Origin of the sequence: Nostoc sp. DedQUE08 (assembly GCF_034530895.1) — a bacterium.
In the GTDB taxonomy this organism is placed as follows: Bacteria; Cyanobacteriota; Cyanobacteriia; order Cyanobacteriales; family Nostocaceae; genus Nostoc.
The window spans coordinates 192,972-217,059 of sequence record NZ_JAVRCD010000002.1 but is presented as its reverse complement, the minus strand read 5'-3'; the positions used below and the strand labels follow the sequence as shown (position 1 = coordinate 217,059).

Annotated in this window: 22 protein-coding genes; 6 read left to right on the top strand and 16 right to left on the bottom strand. The window is 40.7% G+C overall.

The window, feature by feature from the left end:
- Positions 1-31: 31 nt before the first annotated feature.
- Positions 32-301 (top strand): type II toxin-antitoxin system ParD family antitoxin, encoded by a 270-nt coding sequence (locus RMY64_RS02235; protein ID WP_322699179.1) that lies wholly within the window; start codon positions 32-34, stop codon positions 299-301.
- Between the two features lie 350 nt (positions 302-651).
- Here the strand turns inward: RMY64_RS02235 and treS are convergent, their stop codons facing one another.
- Positions 652-4,038 carry a maltose alpha-D-glucosyltransferase gene (gene treS / locus RMY64_RS02230; protein ID WP_322699178.1) on the bottom strand — a complete coding sequence of 1,129 codons (3,387 nt, stop codon included), beginning with the start codon at positions 4,036-4,038 and terminating at the stop codon, positions 652-654.
- Between the two features lie 352 nt (positions 4,039-4,390).
- Here treS and RMY64_RS02225 point away from each other — a divergent pair, with 352 nt between their 5' ends.
- Positions 4,391-4,723 (top strand): PIN domain-containing protein, encoded by a 333-nt coding sequence (locus RMY64_RS02225; protein ID WP_322699227.1) that lies wholly within the window; start codon positions 4,391-4,393, stop codon positions 4,721-4,723.
- Positions 4,724-4,738: 15 nt separating this feature from the next.
- Here RMY64_RS02225 and aroH read toward each other — a convergent pair whose 3' ends face one another.
- The 3 genes from aroH to RMY64_RS02210 all read right to left on the bottom strand — a co-directional run bounded on the left by aroH (position 4,739) and on the right by RMY64_RS02210 (position 6,916).
- Positions 4,739-5,149 carry a chorismate mutase gene (aroH, locus tag RMY64_RS02220; RefSeq protein ID WP_322671303.1) on the bottom strand — a complete coding sequence of 137 codons (411 nt, stop codon included), beginning with the start codon at positions 5,147-5,149 and terminating at the stop codon, positions 4,739-4,741.
- Positions 5,150-5,252: 103 nt separating this feature from the next.
- On the bottom strand, positions 5,253-6,074 hold the full coding sequence (gene sppA, locus RMY64_RS02215; RefSeq protein ID WP_322671304.1) for a signal peptide peptidase SppA: 822 nt from the start codon (positions 6,072-6,074) through the stop codon (positions 5,253-5,255).
- Between the two features lie 545 nt (positions 6,075-6,619).
- Positions 6,620-6,916, bottom strand: coding sequence for a hypothetical protein (locus RMY64_RS02210; RefSeq protein WP_322671305.1), 297 nt, complete (start codon positions 6,914-6,916; stop codon positions 6,620-6,622).
- A 539-nt stretch (positions 6,917-7,455) separates the two neighbouring features.
- Here RMY64_RS02210 and RMY64_RS02205 point away from each other — a divergent pair.
- The 4 genes from RMY64_RS02205 to plsY all read left to right on the top strand — a co-directional run bounded on the left by RMY64_RS02205 (position 7,456) and on the right by plsY (position 10,976).
- On the top strand, positions 7,456-8,250 hold the full coding sequence (locus RMY64_RS02205) for an MlaE family lipid ABC transporter permease subunit (RefSeq protein WP_322667978.1): 795 nt from the start codon (positions 7,456-7,458) through the stop codon (positions 8,248-8,250).
- A 134-nt stretch (positions 8,251-8,384) separates the two neighbouring features.
- Positions 8,385-8,771: a DUF3119 family protein gene (locus tag RMY64_RS02200; RefSeq protein ID WP_322671307.1), complete on the top strand. Its 387-nt coding sequence runs from the start codon at positions 8,385-8,387 to the stop codon at positions 8,769-8,771.
- 140 nt (positions 8,772-8,911) lie between these two features.
- The gene (locus tag RMY64_RS02195; protein WP_322699177.1) at positions 8,912-10,186 is read left to right on the top strand and encodes a DUF3086 domain-containing protein; all 1,275 of its coding nucleotides are present in this window, start codon (positions 8,912-8,914) and stop codon (positions 10,184-10,186) included.
- A gap of 106 nt (positions 10,187-10,292) precedes the next feature.
- On the top strand, positions 10,293-10,976 hold the full coding sequence (gene plsY, locus RMY64_RS02190) for a glycerol-3-phosphate 1-O-acyltransferase PlsY (RefSeq protein ID WP_322686876.1): 684 nt from the start codon (positions 10,293-10,295) through the stop codon (positions 10,974-10,976).
- Positions 10,977-11,055: 79 nt separating this feature from the next.
- Here plsY and RMY64_RS02185 read toward each other — a convergent pair whose 3' ends face one another.
- The 12 genes from RMY64_RS02185 to RMY64_RS02130 all read right to left on the bottom strand — a co-directional run bounded on the left by RMY64_RS02185 (position 11,056) and on the right by RMY64_RS02130 (position 24,066).
- Positions 11,056-11,313: a hypothetical protein gene (locus RMY64_RS02185; RefSeq protein ID WP_322671310.1), complete on the bottom strand. Its 258-nt coding sequence runs from the start codon at positions 11,311-11,313 to the stop codon at positions 11,056-11,058.
- Positions 11,314-11,376: 63 nt separating this feature from the next.
- Positions 11,377-11,616: a hypothetical protein gene (locus tag RMY64_RS02180; RefSeq protein ID WP_194043059.1), complete on the bottom strand. Its 240-nt coding sequence runs from the start codon at positions 11,614-11,616 to the stop codon at positions 11,377-11,379.
- A 716-nt stretch (positions 11,617-12,332) separates the two neighbouring features.
- On the bottom strand, positions 12,333-12,905 hold the full coding sequence (locus RMY64_RS02175) for a hypothetical protein (protein ID WP_322671311.1): 573 nt from the start codon (positions 12,903-12,905) through the stop codon (positions 12,333-12,335).
- Positions 12,906-12,942: 37 nt separating this feature from the next.
- The gene (locus RMY64_RS02170) at positions 12,943-14,598 is read right to left on the bottom strand and encodes a hypothetical protein (RefSeq protein WP_322699176.1); all 1,656 of its coding nucleotides are present in this window, start codon (positions 14,596-14,598) and stop codon (positions 12,943-12,945) included.
- A complete protein-coding gene (locus RMY64_RS02165; protein WP_322671313.1) occupies positions 14,595-15,302 on the bottom strand; it encodes a hypothetical protein in 708 nt (235 codons plus the stop codon). The genes RMY64_RS02170 and RMY64_RS02165 overlap by 4 nt, the downstream gene beginning before the upstream one ends.
- A gap of 46 nt (positions 15,303-15,348) precedes the next feature.
- Positions 15,349-16,170, bottom strand: coding sequence for a hypothetical protein (locus RMY64_RS02160; protein WP_322691190.1), 822 nt, complete (start codon positions 16,168-16,170; stop codon positions 15,349-15,351).
- A gap of 105 nt (positions 16,171-16,275) precedes the next feature.
- Complete coding sequence (locus RMY64_RS02155) at positions 16,276-17,325, bottom strand: hypothetical protein (protein ID WP_322699175.1); 1,050 nt, start codon at positions 17,323-17,325, stop codon at positions 16,276-16,278.
- A 130-nt stretch (positions 17,326-17,455) separates the two neighbouring features.
- Positions 17,456-18,337, bottom strand: coding sequence for a hypothetical protein (locus RMY64_RS02150; protein WP_322699174.1), 882 nt, complete (start codon positions 18,335-18,337; stop codon positions 17,456-17,458).
- A gap of 257 nt (positions 18,338-18,594) precedes the next feature.
- Positions 18,595-21,342: a hypothetical protein gene (locus RMY64_RS02145; RefSeq protein ID WP_322699173.1), complete on the bottom strand. Its 2,748-nt coding sequence runs from the start codon at positions 21,340-21,342 to the stop codon at positions 18,595-18,597.
- Positions 21,296-21,667 (bottom strand): hypothetical protein, encoded by a 372-nt coding sequence (locus RMY64_RS02140; RefSeq protein WP_322671318.1) that lies wholly within the window; start codon positions 21,665-21,667, stop codon positions 21,296-21,298. The genes RMY64_RS02145 and RMY64_RS02140 overlap by 47 nt, the downstream gene beginning before the upstream one ends.
- Positions 21,668-21,681: 14 nt before the next feature.
- Positions 21,682-22,302: a hypothetical protein gene (locus tag RMY64_RS02135; RefSeq protein WP_322686871.1), complete on the bottom strand. Its 621-nt coding sequence runs from the start codon at positions 22,300-22,302 to the stop codon at positions 21,682-21,684.
- Between the two features lie 573 nt (positions 22,303-22,875).
- Positions 22,876-24,066 carry a choice-of-anchor tandem repeat GloVer-containing protein gene (locus RMY64_RS02130; protein WP_322686870.1) on the bottom strand — a complete coding sequence of 397 codons (1,191 nt, stop codon included), beginning with the start codon at positions 24,064-24,066 and terminating at the stop codon, positions 22,876-22,878.
- Positions 24,067-24,088 lie beyond the last annotated feature (22 nt).

The window sequence follows — 24,088 nt, the reverse complement described above, 5'->3', positions numbered from 1 at the left end:
TGTAGAAAAACGGATTTAGAAAATAACCCTTGTGAAAAGTATAAATATTTCCTTACCTGATGCCATGCGAGTTTATGTAGAAGAACAGGTAGCTCAAGGTGGTTACAGCAGTGTCAGCGAATATTTTCATGAATTAGTGCAACAAGACCAAAAACAGAGAGCTAAAGAACGTCTAGAAAAAATGCTTCTGGAAGGATTAAACTCTGGAAATGCAACAGAAATGACTGTTCAAGATTGGGAAGATATCCGTCAAACAATCCGAGAAAGAATTCACAAACATCAAGGTACACTTTTGCCGTGATGTTTGAAATAAAAAAAAGACCTGAAGTTATCCGTGCGACCTGTGAAAGTTAAGAATACATATGCACTTTAGAAGAAATTCTTGATGATTTATATTCAAGTCTGAGTATAAGCGACCGCCCCACTGCCTTAGAGGAAATATATTGCAATTATTGCATTAATTTATCACGTGCGATCGCATCACCTCATTCAGGTTTAAAAGTTGTAGTTGTAGGTTGGGTTGAGGAACGAAACCCAACATTTCTGCCTCTGTTAGGTAACACTAAAGTTCAAGCCAACCTACAGTTAAGATTTCCGTACTACGCTTTAAAACCTGCAAAGGCAGATTTTGTTTGTACTATGAAAAACTGTTTAAGCAGTTTCACTCACTAATCGCAGAATAAATTGGAGTGGAATTTCTAGCCGATTGGAGCGATTATTTAGTTCATTGCCTAGTGCATCAATCGCTTGCTCTAAAAGATAGGCAAAAAGTAGCACATCTAGTTCTTGTGTTGTCTTTGGCAGGAAAGATTCTTGATTAGCAGTTTCTAGATAAGAATTCAAAAATCTAGTGCTAACCCAGGTATACCAAAACTGTCCCCATTGTTCTATAAGGGGTAAATTTTCAGGCCGGATCATCCCAGATTCTTTTTGATAGCCCAGAGCTTGGTTAACTGCGTAGTTGAAAGATAGTAACATTCCTGCTACATCTTGTAGAGGCGATCGCTTTATGCGTCGTTCGCTGAAACTACGATCTGCTTTACCTTCAAAATCAGGAATAATAAAGTCTTTTCCTGTGTAAAATACTTGCGCTAAATGGTAGTTTCCATGATGACGAGTCCGCAATGCAGTAATTTTTTGCCCGACAACTAACTGAAAGCGTTCTAATATTTTATCTTGGCTATTAAGAACTTCTAATGCTAATGGTTGAGTATCGGTTGGCAAGTATTTTACTCGTTCTTTTAACAACCGAAATACTTGTCCAGTTAAGTTACGTGCACTTTGATATATCGAACGTTGATAAAGCGATGAAAAAGATTCTGGAGCAAAGTCTGAGCTATCTATATTTGTAGCCAGCGCTATATGGAATTCAGCTGTGGATTTACCCAATAGCTCAACACTTTGCAAGTAAGAAGTGATAGTTGCAATTGCCAATTCGGGAATCTCAATTCTCTGTAAATCCAACAAAGAACCTGATGGCAGAGGCACTTCGGCAATAGTGGCGTGTTCTGTGGTCACTAAATCAAAGTACTTTTGCAAACTATCAAGTGTGTAGTCCCAGCCACTACGGATATCTAAAATAAACTCTTGTAATATACCTATAGTCGTAGGTAGGGCAGTTTTATTGCCTGTTTTATTTGCACGGCGGTACTCTAAAGCACCAGCGAGGAAAACTGAGTTTTGCAAGCATTTTTTCTGGTATAGGAAACGCCGGATTTCTAAATCTGGGTGCAAACCCTCCTCGACTTTGCGGAAGAGTTTCAACAACAAGCGATCGCCATAAATTATATAAGTATTGGTTTGTTCTTCTTTATTCAGAACAGTCGGCTCATGATTGGTTAACTGTCGGCGCAATTCGGAGAATGAATCAGTAGTAGTGCCAAATAATTCTCCGGTTATCCCTTTATAAGAGTGATGATTAGCGATCGCATCATCTAGCAGTGAGGTGAGAAAGTTCTTGTCTGCTAAAGCATCAAATAAAATTCCAACTTCTTGAGTATTGGGTGGAGGAGCGTCTATTTTGCCTTGCACCTCAAGCCGTGCAATTATAGCTTGCGGCATTTCTGCCAAAAGATGCGTTGCTTGCTCACCTTCTGCATAGGCGAGAAATAACAGATAAGTTTCGTGGTTTCCCTGGCTATAATCTACCTGCAACCAAACAATTTGAGCTATCTGCTGGTTATAGGGTAAAGAAATCGCTTCAATGATTTGTACTGATTGTACAGTCTGAGTTTTGCCGCCAAACCAGCTACAGGTATAGAGGTAATCCCGCAGTGTTGATTCTAGAACGCTTTTTGACTCTCGTTGCCCAATCACATTTTGCCATGAACCATTTACCAGCAGAGTTACTAAATCTGCTTGGGGTTTAGGCTCTTGAGTTGAGCTAGGTTTACGTTGTAAGGTGAACCAGTAAAACCCGTAAGGACTTAAGCTGAGGAAATAGGGCGATTCTGTAATCGGTGGAAACTCAGTGGAACCAAAAATTTCTATTGGTATTAGTCCATTGAAGGCTGATAAATCTAACGCCACCGTTTGTACGTAACGAGATAAATTTGCTACTACTAAGACATCTTCTTCAGAGGTAATCCGGCTGAAGGCAAAAACTTTGCGATTATTAGACTGTACCAATTCAAAACGCCCTTCACCCAATGCCGCAAACCGTTTGCGAGTAGCGAGTAAACGTTTCATCCAATACCAAAGAGAATTGCTATTAGTCCGTTGTGCCTCGACGTTGAGTGCTTCGTAGTGATATTCTGAGTCAACGATGACGGGTAGATACAAGCGTTGCGGGTTGGCGCGACTAAAACCAGCGTTGCGGTCAGAACTCCACTGCATAGGTGTGCGAACACCATTGCGATCGCCTAGATAAACGTTATCTCCCATGCCAATTTCATCACCGTAGTAAAGTACGGGGGTTCCTGGCAGAGATAATAGTAAACTATTGAGTAACTCAATTTGGCGGCGATCGTTGCCCAAAAGCGGCGCTAATCGGCGGCGGATGCCTAAATTTACCCGCATCATTGGGTCTTGTGCATAGGCCCCATACATAAAATCGCGATCTTCATCTGTCACCATTTCTAGAGTCAGTTCGTCATGGTTGCGGAGGAACAATGCCCACTGACAGTTATCAGGAATCGATGGAGTTTGCTGAAGAATATCTACAATCGGGAAATTATCTTCCATCCGCACTGCCATAAACAAACGCGGCATTAGGGGAAAATGAAAGTTCATGTGACACTCATCCCCTGCACCGTAATACTCGGCTGCATCTTCAGGCCATTGGTTCGCCTCAGCTAGTAACATCCGGTTAGGAAATTTCGCGTCGATATGCGATCGCAACTCCTTCAAATACGCATGGGTTTCAGGTAAGTTTTCGCAGTTCGTTCCTTGCCGTTCGTAGAGATAAGGCACAGCATCCATACGTAGTCCATCTACACCCATCTCCAACCAAAAATCTAGAACATCAAATACTGCCTCGCGCACCAAGGGATTGTCATAATTCAAATCCGGCTGATGGGAATAGAAACGATGCCAGCAATAAGCTTTGGCAACTGAATCCCAAGCCCAGTTAGATGTCTCAAAATCTTGGAAGATAATTCGCGCTTCTTGGTATTTTTCAGGAGTATCACTCCAAACATAAAAATCTCGCTCTGGACTTCCTTTCGGAGCGCGACGTGCTCTTTGAAACCAAGGATGTTGGTCAGAGGTATGGTTAATAATTAATTCTATAATTACACGAATACCGCGCTGATGAGCAGCGCTCAAAAACGCTTTAAAGTCTTCTAACGTGCCATAGATAGGATTGATACTAGTATAATCGGCAATATCGTAACCATCATCTCTGAGTGGTGAAGGAAAAAAAGGTAACAACCAAATGGCAGTAATACCTAAATCTTGTAAATAGTCTAGTTTTTCTGTCAGCCCTGGAAAATCACCAATACCATCACCATTACTGTCAGCAAATGTGCGAACACCTAATTCGTAGATAATTGCATTTTTGAACCATAATGAGTCATCTTTCAAGTTGGAGTTTGGCATTATTTTAAGAAGATATGCGATCGCATATCCAATAGAACTATATTTTTACTTGATACAATCGCTGAGATTATCAGCTTATTTATCTTACACGAGTAATGTTTACGCTTTCTTACTTAAGTAATGAAACTACCAAAGGAGCTATATTTAGTCATAAATAATCATACCAACTGCGTATATACATATAGCAGTTTTCATTTGCATGAAGTACAAAGTTACAAGTTTTGAGGCAGGAGGCAGAAGCTTTTTATATCTGATGCTCCCGTACTGCATTTTTAATTTCACTTAAAAACCAACCTGCTGTATAATTTTTATTTCCGGGTGGAAAAAAATGTAACAAAACTTATTGTAAACTATAGCAATCCTAAATGAGGAGCAAATTTATATTTGCAGCATCACTGTTGCTGAGTTATATTTTGATGCTTATAATTTTCAACGAGTAGTGGAAAATTTAACTCGTGCAGAAGAATTTATTCAAAACTTACCCGTTGTACCTTTAACCGATCCTGCTCTAAGAAAGTATGGTGAATTAAAAGCAGAACTTCGTAGAATAGGACAAACTATTGCTGAATTTGATTTACTAATTGCTAATGTTGCAGTTGCAGAAAATTACACTTTAGCAACAAACAATACTCGTCACTACAGCCGTATTTCTAATTTACGGTTGAAAAACTGGATTTCATCTTAAAAATATTAAGTCCTGTTACACTTTTGACTTAACTGCTTGCTGTGATGCTTGTATCTGAGGCAAACTCCAGTCGGGACGCAAGCTAGCGGCGTTGCGTAAATAAATATGATGAATTGAGGCGGAGGTTGGCAGATAAGCGTGAATTAAGAAGCGAATACAGCGCTGTAAGCTGCCTTCAACGTGCATTTGCTGCACATCCAACATAGCCACATTATCCCAACCAGGACGCGCTCTTGCGATCGCAGCTGGAAAAACTGCATCCAAATCGCGTGTCACTGAGAAAGTCACACTAATGATGTCCGTTGGCTGGAATTGATTTCGGTTTTCCAGTTCATCTAATAGTTCTGTCACCACTTCTCGGATTGTCTCAACAGTATTTTCTGAAGCGGTTGTTGCTCCGCGAATAGCCCGCATTTGCCAGTCCACGCCAAAATCCTCCTTAAAACACAAAACTGAGGAGTTAAGAGTTGAGAATGAAAAGTTAGGATTTTTAACTCATAACTCCTCACTCATAACTCCTAACTCATATTTAGGGTCGATATAACCACAGAGGTAAACCACTAGTAGACATTTCAAATTCGAGCCAATCAATACCAGCCCCAATTCCTGATGAAAACTGACGACTCCCTGGTATAAAGCGACTCAATAAGGGTTTACGTTCTTCTAGGGTATAGCAGAGAGTTTTTTCTGGATCGAGACCAACCAGTTCTGCTGTCCAACGACGGGCATCTTCTTCTGTGCCCAGGCGGTCTACAACACCCAAGGCTAGGGCTTGCTGTCCAGTAAAAATCCGACCATCAGCGAAACTTTTTACAGCTTCTACCGTTAAAGAACGACCTTCAGCTACCGTTTGGACAAACTGCTGATAACTTGTGTCAATCAACTCTTGCAGGATGCTTTCTTCTGGTTCGGTCAGTTCCCGGTCAAAAGCCAAAATGTCTTTGTAAGGGCCAGACTTAATTACCTGGAAGGAAACACCAATTTTTTCTAGCAAGCGTTCCAAGTTATTCCCACGCAGAATCACACCAATGCTACCCGTAATTGTACCTGGGTTGGCAACGATGTGTTCGGCTCCCATACCGATGTAGACTCCTCCAGAAGCCGAAATATTGCCAAAGCTAGCGACAATTTTGATTTTCTCGCGTAAACGCTTCAGGGCACTGTAGATTTCTTGGGAATCTCCGACTGTACCGCCAGGACTATCGATACGTAGCAATAATGCCGGAAACTTTTTTTCTTCTACAGTTTTCAGGGCTTCTAGGACGCGTTTGCGAGTAGCACTGGCGATCGCACCAGTAATTTCAATCCGCGCAATTTGTTTTCTAAACTTGGGCTTAAACGGCCAAACCATGAGCTGTCAACATACCTCGTAATAAATTCAATATAATATCCCCAACGGTCAGACGACCTGCTTTCCTCTGTTAAGAAACATGAGCAGGCATTGTGTTCATCAGAATTTTAAGGAAATTTTTATATTTTTCAGTGAGTTTTATTTGATATTCTCGATTAATACTAATCAAATCCTCAAAGATTGCAGCTACCATAAAATGCCAAACTCTAGTTTAGCGTTAACCTGATGATTTAGAAAGGCTATTTTAGCTATTTTGCAAAATTAAAACTTCTCAATGCCTTGTTATTCCGGCTTTTTGAATGTTTGAGGACTGGTTTTACTTGCGTTCGCGCACGTTTACTAGTTGTCAGTAATTAATAACTAATAACTAATGAATATATAAATATTTAATCAATTACTTCAACACTCAATTTAATTAATCCAAATTCATTCAGCAACACTAATCTCTATTTAGGTTATAGACTAGTAGTACTTTCACTCTGGGAAATATCACTTTTTCCTGTCTTCTACAGCCCAATAATCTCCTGATGAAGCGATTTCACTACTTAAGAATCTATTCGTAAAATTTGATACCGATAATAGACAAACATATCAAACAGTGCCCCAACGAAACTACAGGTTAAGCTAATTACAAATAATCCGCATAGGGGAGTTCCACTGCCGAAGGTGGCGAGAAAATGGATAATCTGAGTTGCGATCGCCTCAGTGAAGTCTTGTAAGCCAGGGAAGTGCCCAATGAGGGATAGAACGAGCAATCCGCCGCCAACGAAAAACATGGGAAGGACAAAACTAAAAATGATTGTGAGTAGTAGGGAGCGGAGAAAGTTAGTGAAAATAGTCATTTAAGACAAACTCCGTGAGTAGAGATGACAAGAGCAAGATAGCGGTTTGTCATTTTCTACAATACGAGCGATCGCTCCAGAGCAGCGAATCTGTCAAAAATCTTAAGTTTTCATTAAAATAAAAGGCTAGCAGTTACAGCCCATGCTGGGGATAAAAAAAGCGGCTGAAATCTACAAAACCCTTGCAAAATGGAGATTATAACCAAGAGTACTACTTATTTATTGCTTTGCAGCACGTTTAAGAACAGCTTTATTTTCTGAGAACATCTTTAATCTAAGTTAATATTCAGTCTTTTTGGGGAAGTCGGGAGATGAGGGCAGGGGAGCAGAGGAGCAGGGGAGCAGGGGAGATGAGGGCAGGGGAGCAGAGGAGCAGGGGAGCAGGGGAGCAGGGGAGAAGTTGCAGTAAGTTTTCCCCTCTGCCCCTTTGCCCCTTTGCACCTCTGCACCTCTGCCCAATGCCCAATGCCCCATGCCCCATTCCCCATTCCCATGACTTCCGCTATTCTTAAGGCAGTTACCGAGTTAGCTACAGAACATTGAACCAGACTACATCCAAATCCAGTTTAGGGGAATGGAGTCAGCGGCTGCTGGCGGCGATTTTTCTGGGTGGGCAAGTACTAGTTCACCTATTGAGAGGCAAAATCCATCGGCGCAATACCTTAGAACAAATGGCAGCAGTTGGGCCAGATTCCTTATTTATTGCCTTATTGACGGCTATTTTCGTTGGTGCGGTGTTTACCATTCAGGTGGCGCGAGAATTCATTAACTTTGGTGCCGGAAACATTATCGGCGGAGTCCTTTCTGTAGCGTTGACACGAGAACTCACTCCTGTGTTGACAGCAGTGATTTTGGCCGGGCGAGTCGGTTCTGCTTTTGCAGCAGAAATCGGTACCATGCGAGTCTCAGAACAAATCGATGCCATGTTGATGTTGAGAACAGATCCAATTGATTATCTGGTTATCCCCCGCGTTCTTGCTTGCTGTTTCATGCTACCAATTTTAACCCTTCTGTCTTTGGTGACAGGGATGTTCGGAGGATTTTTAGTTGCGACAAATATCTACAACCTGTCTGATACGGTATTTCTCGACTCAGCCCGTAACTTTCTTGGCATCTGGGATATTTTTAGCGCCATGATTAAAGCTTGTTGTTTTGGCATTTTAATTGCTGTAATTGGTTGCAGTTGGGGGTTGACGACAACAGGAGGTGCCAAAGGTGTAGGACAGTCAACTACAACAGCTGTTGTGACTGCCTTGCTGATTATATTTGTGAGCAACTTCTTTCTTTCTTGGTTAATGTTTCAGGGGACTGGCAGTGCATTCATAGGGCTATAGAAGTAAGAAGGGAGGAGTTAAGAGTTATGAGTTATGAGTTAAAACTCCTCACTCCTAACTCTTAACTTCTAACTCCTGACTCCTGACTCCTAAAATAGGAGAGATGCCTAATAAACAAAGCAGGATTTAAGACTGTGACCAGTTCATTTGCTTCTAACTCCACATCAACTGTGGAACTCAAGCCTAGTTACAACATACCGATAGTGTTAGTGATTGCCGCGATTCCACTATTGTTGGTACAACCTTGGGTAGGCTCCGTTCTCACGCTGTTTGGTTTGTTTCTCATGTTTCAGGCGTTAACGCTGCGTTTGCAATTTACCGCTACTGACTTAGATATTTATAGAGGCGAAAAATTGATTCGACGCTTTCCCTACCAAGAATGGCAAAACTGGCGGATCTTTTGGAATAGAGTCCCCATTTTGTTTTACTTTAAAGAAATTAAAAGTATTCACTTTTTGCCGATTTTATTTGACCCCAACACCTTGAAAACTTGTTTAGAACAACGTTGTCCGCGTATTTAGTGCTGAGTGCCATCTGTGCTGAGTCGTTTTGATATAGACTCAGACAGAACTCAGCACTCATGCTCAGGACTTTTATGGCAGGTCAATTGTAATATTTCTGAAAGCTATTTATTCGCGTCATAGGAATTACACTATTGTTTATGAACCCAGAGGCATCTCAAACCCCAGAACCAATTGATGAGCGGTTGACAGAAAAACCAGAAGAGAACAATGCAGTTGAACATCCAGTAAATCCATCAGTTGAGTCAGTGGTAGACACAAAAGCCACTAGCTCATCAGATGACTACACAAATTTTGAGCCACTCATTTCCAGTGCAGAAGTGGTAGATTCTACAGTAGAGCTAACAGAAAATTCAAATGGCGAGTTTGTAGCGCAGTTAGAAGGAGAAAATGTCGCTCTGGGGTCTGAAATAGGATCGGGAAATCATTCATTATATGTAGAAGCAGAGCAGCGGATAGCAGAGTTGCAGAGTGCTGAAGTAGTTCTCAAGTCAGAAATAGCCAAGCTGCAAGCTTCTTACGAAAACCTTCAGACACAAGTGAGTGAAACTCAAACCTCACTAGGGCGAATCGTGCAAGAGTCGCTAGTCCAGTTAGAACAACGCAAACAAACCCTGCAAATTTCTGTAGAACAACTAGAACGCCGTCAAGAACGTATCCGCAATGAGATGCGAACCACTTTTGCTGGTACATCCCAAGACTTGGCAATTCGGGTGCAAGGTTTTAAAGACTATCTCACGGGTAGCTTACAGGATTTGGCCTCTGCTGCTGAACAGCTGCAACTAACGCCAAGTGTAGTGGAACGAGAAAAACCAGCTGTAAAAGAGCCTAAACCAGCTGAACCCCAACCTGGAATACCCCAATTTGCCCAACAGCAGTTTCAAGATACGACAAAGCAAATTCGCCGCCTCATTGACCAATACCGCAATAAACCAGATTACTACGGGCCACCGTGGCAACTACGCCGTACCTTTGAACCAATCCACGCTGAACGAATCTCCAATTGGTTTTTTACCCAAGGAGGACGGGGTGGTTTGCGGACAATGGGTAGCCGCTTACAAAATATTCTGATTGCCTCAGCTGCAATTTCGATATTACACAAGCTGTATGGCGATCGCGTCCGTACTTTAGTCTTAGCTAATACACCGGAGCGATTAGGTGAATGGCGGCGCGGCTTGCAAGATTGTCTAGGAATCGGTCGCCCAGATTTCGGCCCAGACCGGGGTGTGGTATTATTTGAGGCGTCTGATGCTCTCGCTCAAAAAGCAGACCGATTGACGAAAGCCAATCAATTGCCTTTAATTATCATTGACGATTCAGAAGAGCAAATCAGTTTGTCACTGCTGCAATTTCCCTTGTGGTTAGCTTTTGCTCCTGACCCCAAAACCATGAGAAACTATGATGATGACTTTTAAATGAGTCATTAGTCATTAGTCATTAGTCATTAGTCATTGGTCATTGGTCAAGAGATATTACTCTTGACTTTTTTGAATTTTGAATGCGTGAATTTTGAATTGTATTATGGCTATTTGGTTAACTCTGTGCGGAGCAATTGTGGTCATAGCTTACCTGCTGGGTTCTTTTCCCACTGGCTACATTGCTGTGAAGCAGTTAAAAGGTATTGATATTCGGCAAGTTGGTTCCGGTTCCACTGGCGCAACTAATGTATTAAGAACTTTGGGTAAAGGGCCAGGAGCATTGGTTTTAGTACTTGATTCCTTAAAGGGAGTATTAGCGATCGCTCTAGTTTATTGGTTATTCAACTTTGAACCAATTAAAAATTATATCCCTCCAACGGTAGATGTACAACTATGGCAACCGTGGTTAGTCACAATATCTGGGTTAGCTGCCATTCTGGGACATAGTAAATCAATTTTTTTAGGCTTTACTGGTGGTAAATCCGTTGCTATCAGCTTGGGAATTTTGTTGGCAATGAGTTGGCAGATAGGTTTAGCAACAGCGGGTGTGTTTGCCGTCGTTGTGGCAATATCGCGGATTGTTTCTTTAAGTTCAATTGTAGGTGCGATCGCAGTTTCCATTTTCATGGTAATTTTGCATCAACCCTTACCCTATATTCTGTTTGGGATTGCCGGCGGGTTGTATGTGATTTTGCGCCATCGCACTAATATCGAACGACTGTTTGCGGGAACGGAGCCAAAAATTGGGCAACCTGTAGCGACAGAACCCGAACAAAGTGCATCATAGGTAAATGAGAGCCAAACTCAAAACTCATCTCTCAGAAGGATAGAGCTTCTTTCAAAATTACTGTATTGATATTTTAGGCTTACGAACGAACATTGCCTTTAATTAAACGGTGGAAAAGGCGGCAAGGCCACCAAAAAGCTCCACAAATACTCACTGAGGCGATGGCGGCCAGAACTCGCCAACTTGAACTAAACTCAGTGTCAGACTCTGAAGGATGAGCTTGTGTGTTTTTAGCTAGTTCTGGCATTGAATGAGATAGCTGACTGGCTGTACTCACCCCTTCAATCGCTGCTCCAATTAGATAAGCTACTAGGGCAATTACTAGCCAGTTATTCATAATATTCCACTGTTTCAATTCTGAGCGTATGCTTGGTAGCGAGCAATCATTTGATTTTTCGGACTAATGATTGCCGCCTTGCCCTAAAGATAATCGACCTTCAGCCGTATCACGAATTAGAGGCAGTTTAGATTTTATGTAAGTATTGAGCGTGCTATCTGCCTGGGAATCAAGCCCCTGCTTCGCTTTTAACTGCTGGAGAAGCAATTGTACTAAAGCAGCATCGTCAAACTGGAGCAGGGTGTTGACCTGGGTAGACTCGATTACAGCCCAAAGCTGTTGCATCATTTTCGCTGTCACCATGGGTCTGTAACCTCTTAAGCTTTTCTTTATATTTACACGGATTTGGAAATTGTGGTTAGTTTTTGTCTGAAGATTTATAAAGATGTCGGCTAAAACTGCCTGAGTCAGTTAAATCTGTTAAGTTATAGCGTTTTTCAATTGATTGCACTACAAGATTAGCTCACACGTCATCTTAACCGTGCTACGTAAAGAAAGAAAACTGCCCAAAGACTTAAATTTTTCCTAATACCGTTTTTTTATAAAGCAGCGCCAAATCATAGATTTTTTTCAACGCATAGGCGCTTATCTACGAGACGCTACGCGTAGCTTGCTTCCACGAAGTGGTACGCTTTCTTGCAGGGTAGGTACGCAAAGGTTTTCTTAAGATAATAGGACTTACGCATCGTACATAAGTACTAAACACAATTTGGGTATTTTAGCCATGTTTTGCATCCAGCGATCGCAAATGTCGGAATAAATCAGGGTTATCTGAAGCCTCTGAAAAGACTAAATACCGTAGTACACGTTTTGGTTGATTTGTATAGTGCGTAAGTCCTAGATAATTCGCTATCTCCCAAAATAATTAGGCGCATTTTCTTAGAGAATTGGTATGACCGTTTTTTAGAAGCAGGGAATTATAACAGGGCTTTCGATCGGCCACAATGCAGATATACGTAGGTATTAATGCTTTTTTTGAGGCGAAACTTCTGTGGCTATCAGGTAATTTTGCTATAACTTTATTGTAAAACTCTCGAACAAGCTCCTTCCTGTCCAGAAGGATCGGGAAAAATTGCTAAGGTGTGATATTCAGGATTATCTGTTTTATATATCACTTTAAAAGTATACAACTTGTTTTTACCTTGCGCTTCGGTAACAACTGTTAAAAGTGTATTGCTAGTGGGAGGAAGTCCAGGTATGTCCAGTTTTTGAATTCGTCTGAGTTGAATTACATTTGCTGCGGAGTTTTTACAATCTCCTGAATTATTATTAGCTTCTTGACCGAACTGCATACATACTGGCCCATCAAAATCCATACTTACCTGTGATGGGTCATTTAACCAAACTTTTTTAATTACTTCTCCAGCCGGAATAAAACTTAAGTTTGTTCCTTGTTGATACCAGACATCAACCGTAGGTACAAGTCCCCCTAAACCTTGTGCTTGACAGGAAAAGATGGAACGCAGAACGGCGTTATTAGCTACAGCACGACCTACCAACCAGAACATAGCAACCGAGAAAATTAAGGAAGCTATAGGTAGGAAATAAGAACGTTTTGGGTTATCTCCTGACAATTTAATATTCTTTTTCATGGTTGCAAATATCTAAAATTGCTATAAATATTAACCCTTAAAATTGAGTTGGTTGATTAACGTATATTTCAATATTTGTGCCTGCTGCTAAAAACCACACACCACCTTGTTGAGACATTTGGGCGATCGCTTGTTGATTGCGTTGGGCAATTTGGGGTACTACAGAGTTCATACCACCTTCTAAAACCCCGGCTGCAAGGTTGCGTTTATTCTCAGTGATAGTAGTATAACCAGTAACGTAGCCGTTGTTGTTGCCGTTGTTGCCGTTGTTGCCGTTGTTGTCGTTCTCGATAGGATTGCCGTTAGAGTCGATGTTGCTGAGGTTACCGCCATATAAAGGCAGAACTCTGGTATCAGGACGATTTACTAGCTCTGCTGCCTTAGCAATTCCTCCCAAAACAAATAGTCCTGCATCCATCGAGGCTATAGACGAGCTTTGACCGGGATATTTATTTGCGATTAAAGGTTTGCCTTGAGTACCGCGAAGAATAATTGCATTGTTGGGTAAGCTTCGTTCTGTACGATTGCCATTATTTTGCGAGATAACCTTGACTACGTTCATCTGCAAAAGACCTTGTTCGGAAAGCGAACCAATTTCAGCTAAAAATTCGGTGTTTGCAGGTAGAGCGATCGCACCATCGGTAGATTTTAGTGGTTCTTTCAATCGGATCACAAATACGTTTTTCGCTTCTTCTGCATCACCACCGCCTGATTTATTAGTAGTTTCTCCAAATATTGCTGTCGCTAACACAGCTTTAGCACTACTCCCAACTGCTACAGATTTCTCTCCCTGCGGTTGAGCTTGGCTTACCGCAGAATTTTCCGGTTGTGGGGTGTTTTGTTCGGGATTGGGATTTGTTGCCTCTTGCTGTGGCGGCGCATTGGTTGCAGGTTCCAAAGTAGCTATGTTACTAGTAGGTTGATTGCTAGGATTGACTTGACCGTAGCTACCTAACTTTGCTAATCTTGCCCACTCTGCAAATGGGCTTGGTGGAGATGGTGGAGTTACTGGAGCTACATTAACTACTGGTTGAGTGGGGTTCACAACTGGTAGCTGAGGCGATCGCGAAGGTTGAGAAGTAGGTACTCTAATGATGCGCTCAACTGTCACTGTCCGAGGGACGTAAGCTGTTGGTGGAGGTGTTGGGATCGCTTTCTGGCTAACTGAGGGTTGTCGTAAAGCTACTGTCGGCGTTGATTTGGCAATTCTCAGCTGTTGTTGGGCATCTTTCACCATCTGTGCTTGTTCAGTCAAGGCTAATTTCGTTTTGAGAGTATCTACTTGGGCTTCCATCTGTTGAGATATGGATTCATCAGTAGGCTGCTCTTGCACTGGTGGAGAAACAATAGTTTTTGGCTTTTGATTGCTACCACTGAACAACTGAGACAAAAACACACCACCTACCAAAACGATCGCTAAGGTAGCAGCCCCTACCAAGCCTAACTTGGCAAAGGGATTAGATGAGAGTGCTTGCTTGGTCTGAACTTCTTGTGGAAGAGATAGCGACTCTGGCGGCGTTGCAGAGTCTTCTGATTTTTCAGTGTCACTAGAAGAAGATTCTTCTTCAAAGCCGACCAACTTTGACATCCGCGATTCCCAATCTACAGATTCTACTTCTGGTTGGCGATCGTCGGTAGTTAGAGTAAATCCATTTTGGGGAGGCGTTTCGGCAGGAATTGAGTATCGGGTCATGGTAGAGCCTTGTTTGGATTTCCAGAACAATTATTATCTTTAATTTCACATATATTATAAATTTCTAATCTGGCTTCTCCAAGGCGGTAAGCTGCAAACTGCGACGGTAATGCTGCATTTGGTAGTGAAGTTACAGGTCGATCTATTGCTCTAACTAAAATTTGTTTATTAAAGGAAACTGATTTCCCTAATTTATCATAACTGTTAAAAATTAATTGATTGGCAAGTATCTCTACTTTCCAGCTTCCATTACTTATTTCTTGAGGTTGAGAAACTTTTTGGATTACTAAAACATTCTCAGCTCCTCGATTAACATTTTCAAATTGGCTATCTGGATTTAAATTAGTAATTTCTGACTTCATTTTATCTTTAAAATCATCAGCTACCAGTTGTGAAGTAATTTCCCAGACTTGTGTTGGCGGCTGTTGTTGTGACCAGGTAAGCATTAAACTCATAGTTTCACCCACAAAGCGCCGAATCGTCTCTGGTTGCCGCTCTAAATTGGGTTGGGGGTCTACCGTTATCGCATGACCATCAACAAGTTGCACTAAACTTTGAGGTGTGAGTTGTCGGCCTAACTGTTGTAACATAGACCAGTGAAATATTAGTAACAGTAAGGTAAATACATGTAAACCAAAGGTTCCTACTGCCAACAACGGTAAAGGGCTATTTTTTTTATTATTTTCTGGTTTGAGTAATTGCATTAATAATGAATCGTATAAATTGAACTATCTTAATGTAAAAAATCGATTATCTGATAAAACTATCAGATGTTTGTCCAGTTATGCATTGTTGTGATTGATTTTTGTTCGGATTGTAGTTATCTAGCAAACATAAATTCCGAATTTCATAAATTTCTAGTCTATCAGCACGGACACTATAAATTGCTTTTTGCAAGTCGGTGCTATTGTCGGCTTGGGGATTAGCGAAATAATCTGCTGCACGTACAAGCAAATCTTTATTAAAAGGAGTTATAAGTCTTGCACCACCAACTCGATTTTTTTGAACTAAGTCGGCTACCATACCCACTTGCCACTTACCTGGTGCAATTTGTTTTGGCGGATAAACTCTTTTAATTACTAGTTGTGAAGTCATCGCTTGGTTGGGATTTTCCGAGAAAACTTCTGGCGGTGTCATTTCTGCAACTGTGCTTAAAAAACCTTTGCGAAAGTCTTCTGATAAAGCAAAACTAGCTACCCAACTGCTGGTAGTAATTTTTTGGCTACCACCTTGAGGTGTGTTAATCAGTATTCCTAAATCAGATTTTGGGCTTGCGACTTCTTCAATATTTTGTGGTGGTAAGGTTCCAGACCAGCTAAACATTGAGATCATCGTTTTGCTGATAAATTGGCGAATTGCTTCTGGTTCTCTTGCTAAATCATCAATATTAGCTACTGGTTTACCATTGATTAATTGCACAAAGTTAGGAGGTTTTCTCAAACTGAGTTGGCGAATATTTAGCCCTTGTAATAAGAATAAAAATAAAACTAATATATGTAAACTGAAGGTTGCGATCGCAAAAAACGTCAAAACACTTGCCGGTTTTTGTCTTTTTTCTAGTAAACGCACCATTTCCTCACCTCCTACTGCAAAAACTTCAGCTATTATATATGATGTTTTGCATATACTTACTATTTACAACACTTGCAACATTATTCATTTTTAGTTTTTAATTTCCTATATCCTCTCTTTAACTAAAGAAGCCGTACTGTTAATTGCGCTGAAGACTGCAAAACCACCAGCAGCAGCCACAATTAAAGATAAAATTGGTGCTAAAATTCCCAGAAAAATTATGAACCACATTAAATCTGGATCGACACTAGCATTTTGACCTGGGCCATTGACAATCACTGCGGCAGTTAGCACAGCGATAATATTGAATGAAATTTTGGCGATTCCAATAGATAAAAATCCAGTCAGCCATGCAAAAATCGGTTTACCAGCTACAGGTAGCAAAGATCCACCTACTGCTATTGGCCCTAAAGCTGCTATTAACAACATAGTAGCCTCTATCAAATTCTGGAAGGCATATTGTAAGGAAACTAAAAAGTTCTTGATGCTCGTTTGCACTGTAGAACCTAACAGAGAATTAAAAGACGTTTCTGATACAATACCAGTGCCATATCTGATATTATCTACTTTAGTTTGTAGTCTATCGATCCAGCTTTTATCTCCATAAGTATCTCTATATTTCTGCCAGAGAACGTTAACTTTTTCGGCAGCTTTCACAAAACATTGACTTTGTTGTTCGCCAGTTAACGATTGGCAAGGACGTAGTAAAGAACCAGCTACTTCTTCAGCAACACTCATATTCAGTGCTTGCTGATATATATTATCTGCATCTGCTGAAACCACTACTTCTTGATTCACAGTGTTTAAAACATTCCGCACTCCCAGCGTCAGATTAGACAGTATACTTCCATTGCCTGAATTACTTAAGAGTACTACCACAATAAAAGGCCAAATTAAAGCTGATATAGGACGGGTGTATTCGTAGGATATTAAGTCTTTGAGGAATTGTATCATAAAAAATAACAACGTTCCTACAGCAAAAAAAATACCCAGATTTGTCAGCGCTCCATACAAGTTATTACTGGTGTTATTTTGTAATAAATCCAGCCATTGTTTGTCCCAACCTTCGGCAATACTTTGGGAAGTTGCGGCACCACTATCGAGAATCTGATCGATACCTACTTGGGCAAAAATTAGTTTAATAGCAAGTTGCATTTTGAGTTTATCGGCTGTTTTCTGAGATTTAGTAGGGTACGTTATGAAGGTAACGCATTCTACCAAACCTTTTTTTAGATTTTCTGTTGGCTTGTCATAAGTTAAAGGATTTTAAAAGTTATCTGGAAAGTTAAAGTTTTTTTAGCTTCAAATCCTTATTATTAACGTTTCTGCCAAACAAATCTAGTTGAGAAGTCGCTCGTAAAAGTCGCGCTGCTTCTGTAGATGTTTCTACTCTTCGAGCGCGATTAGCTTCTTCCGCTTGCTGAGAAATATTTACTAAATTTAAGTTGGAATATTGCAAAGCCTGATTATTTTGTAATGTCTGACCAAATGTTTCAGCTACAATTTTTATTTGTTCTTGTTGAATTTTCATCATTTGCAATTGACTAGCACCCAGCAATTCTGCCAATCCAGAAATAGCATTTGCTGCTACATTTGCTGATGCACTTGCTGCTGGATTGGCGCCTTGTACTGCCGCAGGAATATTAGACTGAATTTTACCGATTAATGCATTATTGCTACCCTCAAATTCCTGGGCAAATCCCTCAATATCTTCCAGAGATTTTTCTGTATTTTCTAACTTTAGTTTTGTCCTAGTTTGTCCATTTTTACCAAGAACACCTACCGCTACTCCACGGGTAATTATACGATTAAGTTCATTACTAACTAAATTTCCCCGTACTGCTGCATTATTCTCAAAGCGACTTGATTTAGCATCTGAATTATAAGAGTAGTTAATTGAATCATCACGAATTGTTTGTCCTGCAGCAACGGGGTTAGGTATCTTCAAATCTCCCTTGGCACTGTTAATAGCAGTTTGACTCTGGCTTTGTTCTAAAGGATTTAAGGTATTTTTCAAATTATTATGTTGAAAGTAATCTTGCATATCTTGGGAATATGATTGAAAGTCACTCCAAACCTGGCCTAATCCGCCCGTCTGAATTTGTGCAACTGCTGGTAATATTGCCAGAGATAGCAAGGTAAAAGTAAAAATGGTAGTTTTTCGCATATATCTGTGCCTTAAAAAGGTAGACTACATTATATAGTGAGGTAAAAATTTAGCTTTTGAACCGTGCTGATTTTGGATAATAGAATTAGTTTTTCGGTTCAATCCCCGACGCTATTCTAAAATCTAAAATTCCTAAGCTACAACCCAAGAATGGGTGCAGTAAATCTAAAATACATTGGTAACTCACTAATACTACACTATCAGAAATATAAAATCCAAATTTGTTTGACTCACTATTAACTACTTACATAATTCAATTAACTACTACGTAGAGTAGCCACTAATTGACGCGCAAACGCAGAAATTGCTTCATATTTATCGCTGTGAAGTTGCATCATTTGACTACGTGCAGTTTGTTCATAAGGGTTATTAGCAACTGCTGCCAATTGCTCGTAACCTGGATAGTAACGACAGAATGTATAAGTACCGTTATCATCTAATAGCCATTGGCTATAAACGCCTTCTTTGCGGGGAAAAAAGCTTTCTGAGGCATTACGAGAAATAACTTGGCGGGGATATTTCAAGATGTCTGCAAAACTATCTACTGCAACTGGCTGAATGCGTCCAATCAATCGTGTTGTCAGGTTTTGCAATATTTTTGATGCAGCTTTAGATTTGGCAATGGTGTCAGGATCTTGTCCTGATAAGATAACTCTGATACCGGCTTTAGCGCCGTTCGCACAAATTCTACCAACTAAGTCAGAAATTTGCTCGAACTCAAATAAAATTGGTGCTTCGTCGATAAAGAATATGGAAGCTGGACTACTTAATGCGCGTCGGAGTGCGGCGGAATAAGCACTCAAGGATAGTACGGCTGCATCTTCACTATCTGATAGGTTTCTGAGAGCAAAAACTAAAAGTTGTGCATCGGTAGGAAAGCTGGATGGTGCAGAAATGGCTTGTCCGACGCGGCTAGAAAGCCAAAAGCGTAAGCGCAACTGAATTTGACTCAGAGCATCTTCTACTCTCCCAGTTAAAGAACTTAGCTGCAAGTGTTCTGGCGAGCAGAAAAAGAGAAAATCTTTTAAAGTGGGGGTTTTCTGCCAAGCAAGAGTGCCAAATCCTCCTTCCATCGCCTGTCGATATCGCTCTTTGATGCCCTCATCTCTAAAAAAGGCTTCTAAAGCTAAGTTGAGCAGCGATCGCACGGTTTGCGATAAAATTTGACTTTCAGTAGACGATCCTAAAACCATTGTCATTAACGCTGATTCCAGGAAGGCAGTATAATCGTTAAAGCGATCGCGCTGTTGTTCTGCTTCTAGCGATCGTAAGTCTGGCTGCTCAAATAAGTTATTCGATTGTTTGGAAATATCAAAATAGGCTCCATTCCCCTCCATAAACTCTGTGTAGTCAGTGAAAGTAGATGTTCCATCAGGTTTAGGGAAATCTAACGCCACAACCGGAATCCCATGTGCTAAAGCCTGAGTTAAAATTCCTGACACTAACACCGATTTACCAGCACGAGTTGTGGCAAACAAAGCTAAATTTTTGTGCTGATTAAATAAATCTAAATGTATGGGTGTTCCGCCTTCTTCAGCAATCAACTCAAAGCCTTGTCTATCACCTTTTTTACTTAAAACTAGCGGCATTAATCCCGGAACTTCACTTGTTAAATATAGCTGGCGACGGTTGAAAGGTGTTGCTAATAAACCCTCCCAAACTATCGGTAGAGTTTGCAACCAAATTTTCCAGGCATATTCAGTTTCCCTAATTACTCTGGCTGGACGTTGAAAACAGTTTTCAATATATCTTGTCGCCTCATCTAATTTTTCTAAAGTCGGACGATGCACTAAAATGGCAATACTCGTATAAATCGGGACTGCACCTTCAAATAACTGTTCTTGTGCTGCTACCGACTTCTTCAGTTTTAATTGAGCGTTGACATCAATAGTTTTACTTTTTTCTTGAGCCAGGATTGTTGTCATGTTTGACTGCTTCAGTACTCGTTGCAGAGTCGTTTTTACCAATGCTGGATTGGCAGCAGTCAATTCACAAAAAATTTCTGTATCTATTACTGTTTCTCTGGCCAACAGTTCCCATAAATAGCGCAATTGAGCCGATTTATTGGGCCAACCGCCGGGTTTTTCCAAAAATGACAGTGTGCCGATATAACGATTGTTAACATTAACCCAGCGGCGATCGGCGCAAGGTACACTAGATTCCATCAGTAAAGTTGTGCCGTGGATATTATCTAGAAGTAATTTAGTACTAGCTAAATCGGAATTAACTTGTTCGTGTAATCCTTGTTCATCTAAAGTCATTAATTGGGGAATATCTATTGGCTGCGTATCATTAAACCTTTTCCAGATTTCTCCCCATAGTTCATTAGCAGTCAAAGGTTTGACATCCAATCCCATTTTGTTAGATAAGATTTGTTCCCACCGCAGAAAACCCTGGTTGTAAGCATTTGTAATCAGGGTTTCGATGCGTTGATTTTCTACTTCTAAAAGATCGCCTTTAAATTTCAACCACCAGGATTCAGCTTTGACTAAAAGCTTTTCTATCCAATCATCTGCGTGTTGCGAGTTAGATTCAATGGTGTAAGTTACATAAATCCGCAAAAATTTAGGTTTACGAATCCCAGAAACAGTCAGTTCTTTAATTCTGGCTCTCTCCGCCATTAACAAATATTTGATATCTCGCGATGATGCATTTTTGATTAATGTTGCTAACTCTTTTTGGCGCTCTTTATCTGAACTAAAAGAACCCAAGTGCAGCGTCATCCTTTCACCACTAGGAATGTCTTTTAATCCGGCTTCAATGTTATTAAAAAGTGTATCAATTTGTTCAGGTCTTAAGGTGGTATGAATTCCCTTACAATCAAAACCAAAAACAAAGCAGAACCGATCTTTTTGAGTACCTTTTGTCAACAGGTAAGCGCCAATATCACGTCCATTCATTGCAACACGCAGCATTGTTGCCAAGTGCAAGGCATCTTCAAATGGTGTTAATCTACTTTCATTTCCGGCGACGCTGACGCTTTGTTTTCCGATTTTTTGCTTCATGGTTAACTTCCAATAAGCTTTGATAACGAGCAAAGCCTCTTGTCCAAGTGGGAACCCCGATAAATTTACTTAAAAAACTCCAACTCCTACCACCAGTTAATATCCACCAAGTTCCGATTCCCCAACCAGTCATTAGTACTGTCCACAACCATTTTTGAAATTCTTCTTGGAAAAACCCCCCGAAAATTCCATTGATAGTAAAATAGGAGGCTAAGGCAATTACCGTCCAAGGAAGAATTTGATCGGCAGGAATTGGCCCTAGTGAAGGTTGGCTTCCTAGAACCTGATTGACTGGACGAAATTCTTGTTCCTGCTCTTGAGGCATTTGAAATATCTGAATTATTTATTAGGGCCAGTGCCAATTACAAAGCCTGTGAGTACATCAGCAATGGTAACAGCAACAACCACTAATAGGGGAGTTCTGGCTATGCTTTGCCAATCTTCATCTTTACGCACTGCGTTAATCACACCAACTAAGGAAATTGCAATATAGAGTAAGTAAATCGCCCGCAACACATTAAATATCAAACTTATTGCGAAGTTGGGATCGTTACCATTGGTTATTGAACCACGGAAGCTGTCTTTGAAAAAGGTTTCAGCTTTCCCAAAAAACTGTGCTTGTGCAGGGGCTGCAAACCAGTCTAACCAATATAAACTTAGAACGATCGCTGCTGCTAAAATTTGTAATAATATTAGCGATCGCCTTGGTAAATTCACTTGCTGCCCAATTTGCTGGGTGATGAGAGCAATTAAACTACCAACCAGTAAACAAAAGAGCAAGATAGGACTTTTGAGGCTGATAACGCTAACCAATACAGCACAAGCAATCAAAAAAGGTACAGATTCAAACAGAATAGTCAGACATGATTTAAATGCCTGTCTTAACTTGTGAGATTCTTTCGCCGCACTACCAGTTAAAGCTTTGAAAAAGTTTCTCTTGTGAGAACTTTGTCTAAACATTTGCTAATTTTCCTATGGTGTACTATGATTTATCCTTGCTTGTATCAAATTTTACAACTATTACAATTCAACATACTTTAACATCATTTCATTATTAATCAAATTATAAACCTGTAGTAAAGTTCTATATTCTACATCAGTATTCTGAAGTTAAGTTAACATGATATTAAGATTTATCTAAAACGAAATTTCTCCGATTTGAGAAGCTGGATTGCAAGTATCGAGATTAAACTGGTAGATTCCTCTCGACTTTGAGAATTTTTTCAATCTTCTCATACAGATAGCCTCGATCGACCAACTTCCAAGCCTTGACTTTCTCCACCTCATAGGTATCTGAGCGAAGCGTTATAAATGTTTCAGACTTGTATGTACACCATAGGCTTGCTCTTAGGGCAGACCAAGCGTAGCTTTGGTTCTTTAGGGTTCTTCGGAGCGAACATAATATGAAACAATATTGAGTCACCAAAATTAAAATATCTGTCTTGAAAAGTTTAGATCGATTGTAGAAAAATGGTAGAGGTAGACGTTCAAATCTACGTTTTACCATTTTCTACACGCCGATTAGATTTGAAACTAGATTACAAACTTAAACACAGTTCCTAGATTAGAACTACCGCCAAAAGAGGCAGTACCGTAAAAGGCACCATTTGAGAGTTGAATTAGCGTGGACTCTGGCGTTGCCCCATTAGTGCCATTAAAACTAATTAAGCCAGTGATGGTTGCTCCAGTCAGCTGATAGATAACTCCTTTGTTACTTGCCCCACCAGCAGAAGCTGTGCCATAGAAGTTACCATTGCTTGCTTTTATGAGTGCAGCCGTTGGGTTGGCCCCATTGGTGCCATTAAAACTGGCAACTAAAACGGGTGTACCGCCACCGACCGGAACCTTGAAGATAGCTCCTTTATTGCTGGCTCCACCCAGTTTAGCGGTGCCATAGAGGAATCCACTAACTTCAATTAATCCAGACTGTGGATTTGCTCCATTAGTGCCACTAAAGCTATATGAAGTCAGTATTCCTGCGGGAGTTAACTTGAATACAACTCCTTTCGCACTTGCTCCACCGGCAGAGGCGCTGCCATAGTAGTTTCCATCGGTAGCCAGTTGCAATCTTGCTAGTGGAGTTGCTCCATCAGTACCGCTGAAGCTTCTGATGGTGGTAAGTGCCCCGGTAGTTGGCGAAACCTTGAATATAGTTCCTTTATTATTAGCCCCACCTGTAGAGCTTGTCCCCCACAAATTGCCATCAGCACCTGTAATCAGTCGGCCTGCTGGGTTAGCCCCATTAGTGCTTGTGAAATTTGTCAGAGTTGTCAGGGTTGTAAAAGCCGTTTTCGCCAACTTAAACACACTGCCGAGGTCACTTGTACCACCTGTAAAGGTTGCCCCATATAAATTACCATCGGCTGCTTGAAATAATCTAGCGACTGGATTAGTCCCTTTGTTGATTCCAGAGGTTCCGGTGAAGTTTATCAGTGTGGTCAGAGTAGTGAAAGCAGTAGGAGTTAACTTGAATGCAGTTCCTTTACCAGAAGTGCCACCAGCAGAAGTAGTTCCATAAAGATTGTCATCAGTACCGTTGCCTTTAAGTACACCAGCTCTTGGTGTAGCTCCGTTGGTGCCGTTGAAATTTACAACAGTAGTCAATGTTGCAGCAAAGGCTTGTTGGAAGGGTAGTACTAATGAAGAAGCCAAAACAGTCAAAGAAGTAAAAATCAATACCTTATTTTTGCTCTGGCGTTGTTTGTACAGATTAATCTTGTTCATTGAATACCTCAAAAAAAGTTAA

Coding starts and splice junctions, on each gene's coding strand:
- treS (WP_322699178.1), bottom strand. CDS start 4,038: ATGCCAAACTCCAACTTGAAAGATGACTCATTATGGTTCAAAAATGCA.
- sppA (WP_322671304.1), bottom strand. CDS start 6,074: ATGGTTTGGCCGTTTAAGCCCAAGTTTAGAAAACAAATTGCGCGGATT.
- RMY64_RS02210 (WP_322671305.1), bottom strand. CDS start 6,916: ATGACTATTTTCACTAACTTTCTCCGCTCCCTACTACTCACAATCATT.
- RMY64_RS02195 (WP_322699177.1), top strand. CDS start 8,912: ATGAACCCAGAGGCATCTCAAACCCCAGAACCAATTGATGAGCGGTTG.
- plsY (WP_322686876.1), top strand. CDS start 10,293: ATGGCTATTTGGTTAACTCTGTGCGGAGCAATTGTGGTCATAGCTTAC.
- RMY64_RS02185 (WP_322671310.1), bottom strand. CDS start 11,313: ATGAATAACTGGCTAGTAATTGCCCTAGTAGCTTATCTAATTGGAGCA.
- RMY64_RS02180 (WP_194043059.1), bottom strand. CDS start 11,616: ATGGTGACAGCGAAAATGATGCAACAGCTTTGGGCTGTAATCGAGTCT.
- RMY64_RS02175 (WP_322671311.1), bottom strand. CDS start 12,905: ATGAAAAAGAATATTAAATTGTCAGGAGATAACCCAAAACGTTCTTAT.
- RMY64_RS02170 (WP_322699176.1), bottom strand. CDS start 14,598: ATGACCCGATACTCAATTCCTGCCGAAACGCCTCCCCAAAATGGATTT.
- RMY64_RS02165 (WP_322671313.1), bottom strand. CDS start 15,302: ATGCAATTACTCAAACCAGAAAATAATAAAAAAAATAGCCCTTTACCG.
- RMY64_RS02160 (WP_322691190.1), bottom strand. CDS start 16,170: ATGGTGCGTTTACTAGAAAAAAGACAAAAACCGGCAAGTGTTTTGACG.
- RMY64_RS02155 (WP_322699175.1), bottom strand. CDS start 17,325: ATGCAACTTGCTATTAAACTAATTTTTGCCCAAGTAGGTATCGATCAG.
- RMY64_RS02150 (WP_322699174.1), bottom strand. CDS start 18,337: ATGCGAAAAACTACCATTTTTACTTTTACCTTGCTATCTCTGGCAATA.
- RMY64_RS02145 (WP_322699173.1), bottom strand. CDS start 21,342: ATGAAGCAAAAAATCGGAAAACAAAGCGTCAGCGTCGCCGGAAATGAA.
- RMY64_RS02140 (WP_322671318.1), bottom strand. CDS start 21,667: ATGCCTCAAGAGCAGGAACAAGAATTTCGTCCAGTCAATCAGGTTCTA.
- RMY64_RS02135 (WP_322686871.1), bottom strand. CDS start 22,302: ATGTTTAGACAAAGTTCTCACAAGAGAAACTTTTTCAAAGCTTTAACT.
- RMY64_RS02130 (WP_322686870.1), bottom strand. CDS start 24,066: ATGAACAAGATTAATCTGTACAAACAACGCCAGAGCAAAAATAAGGTA.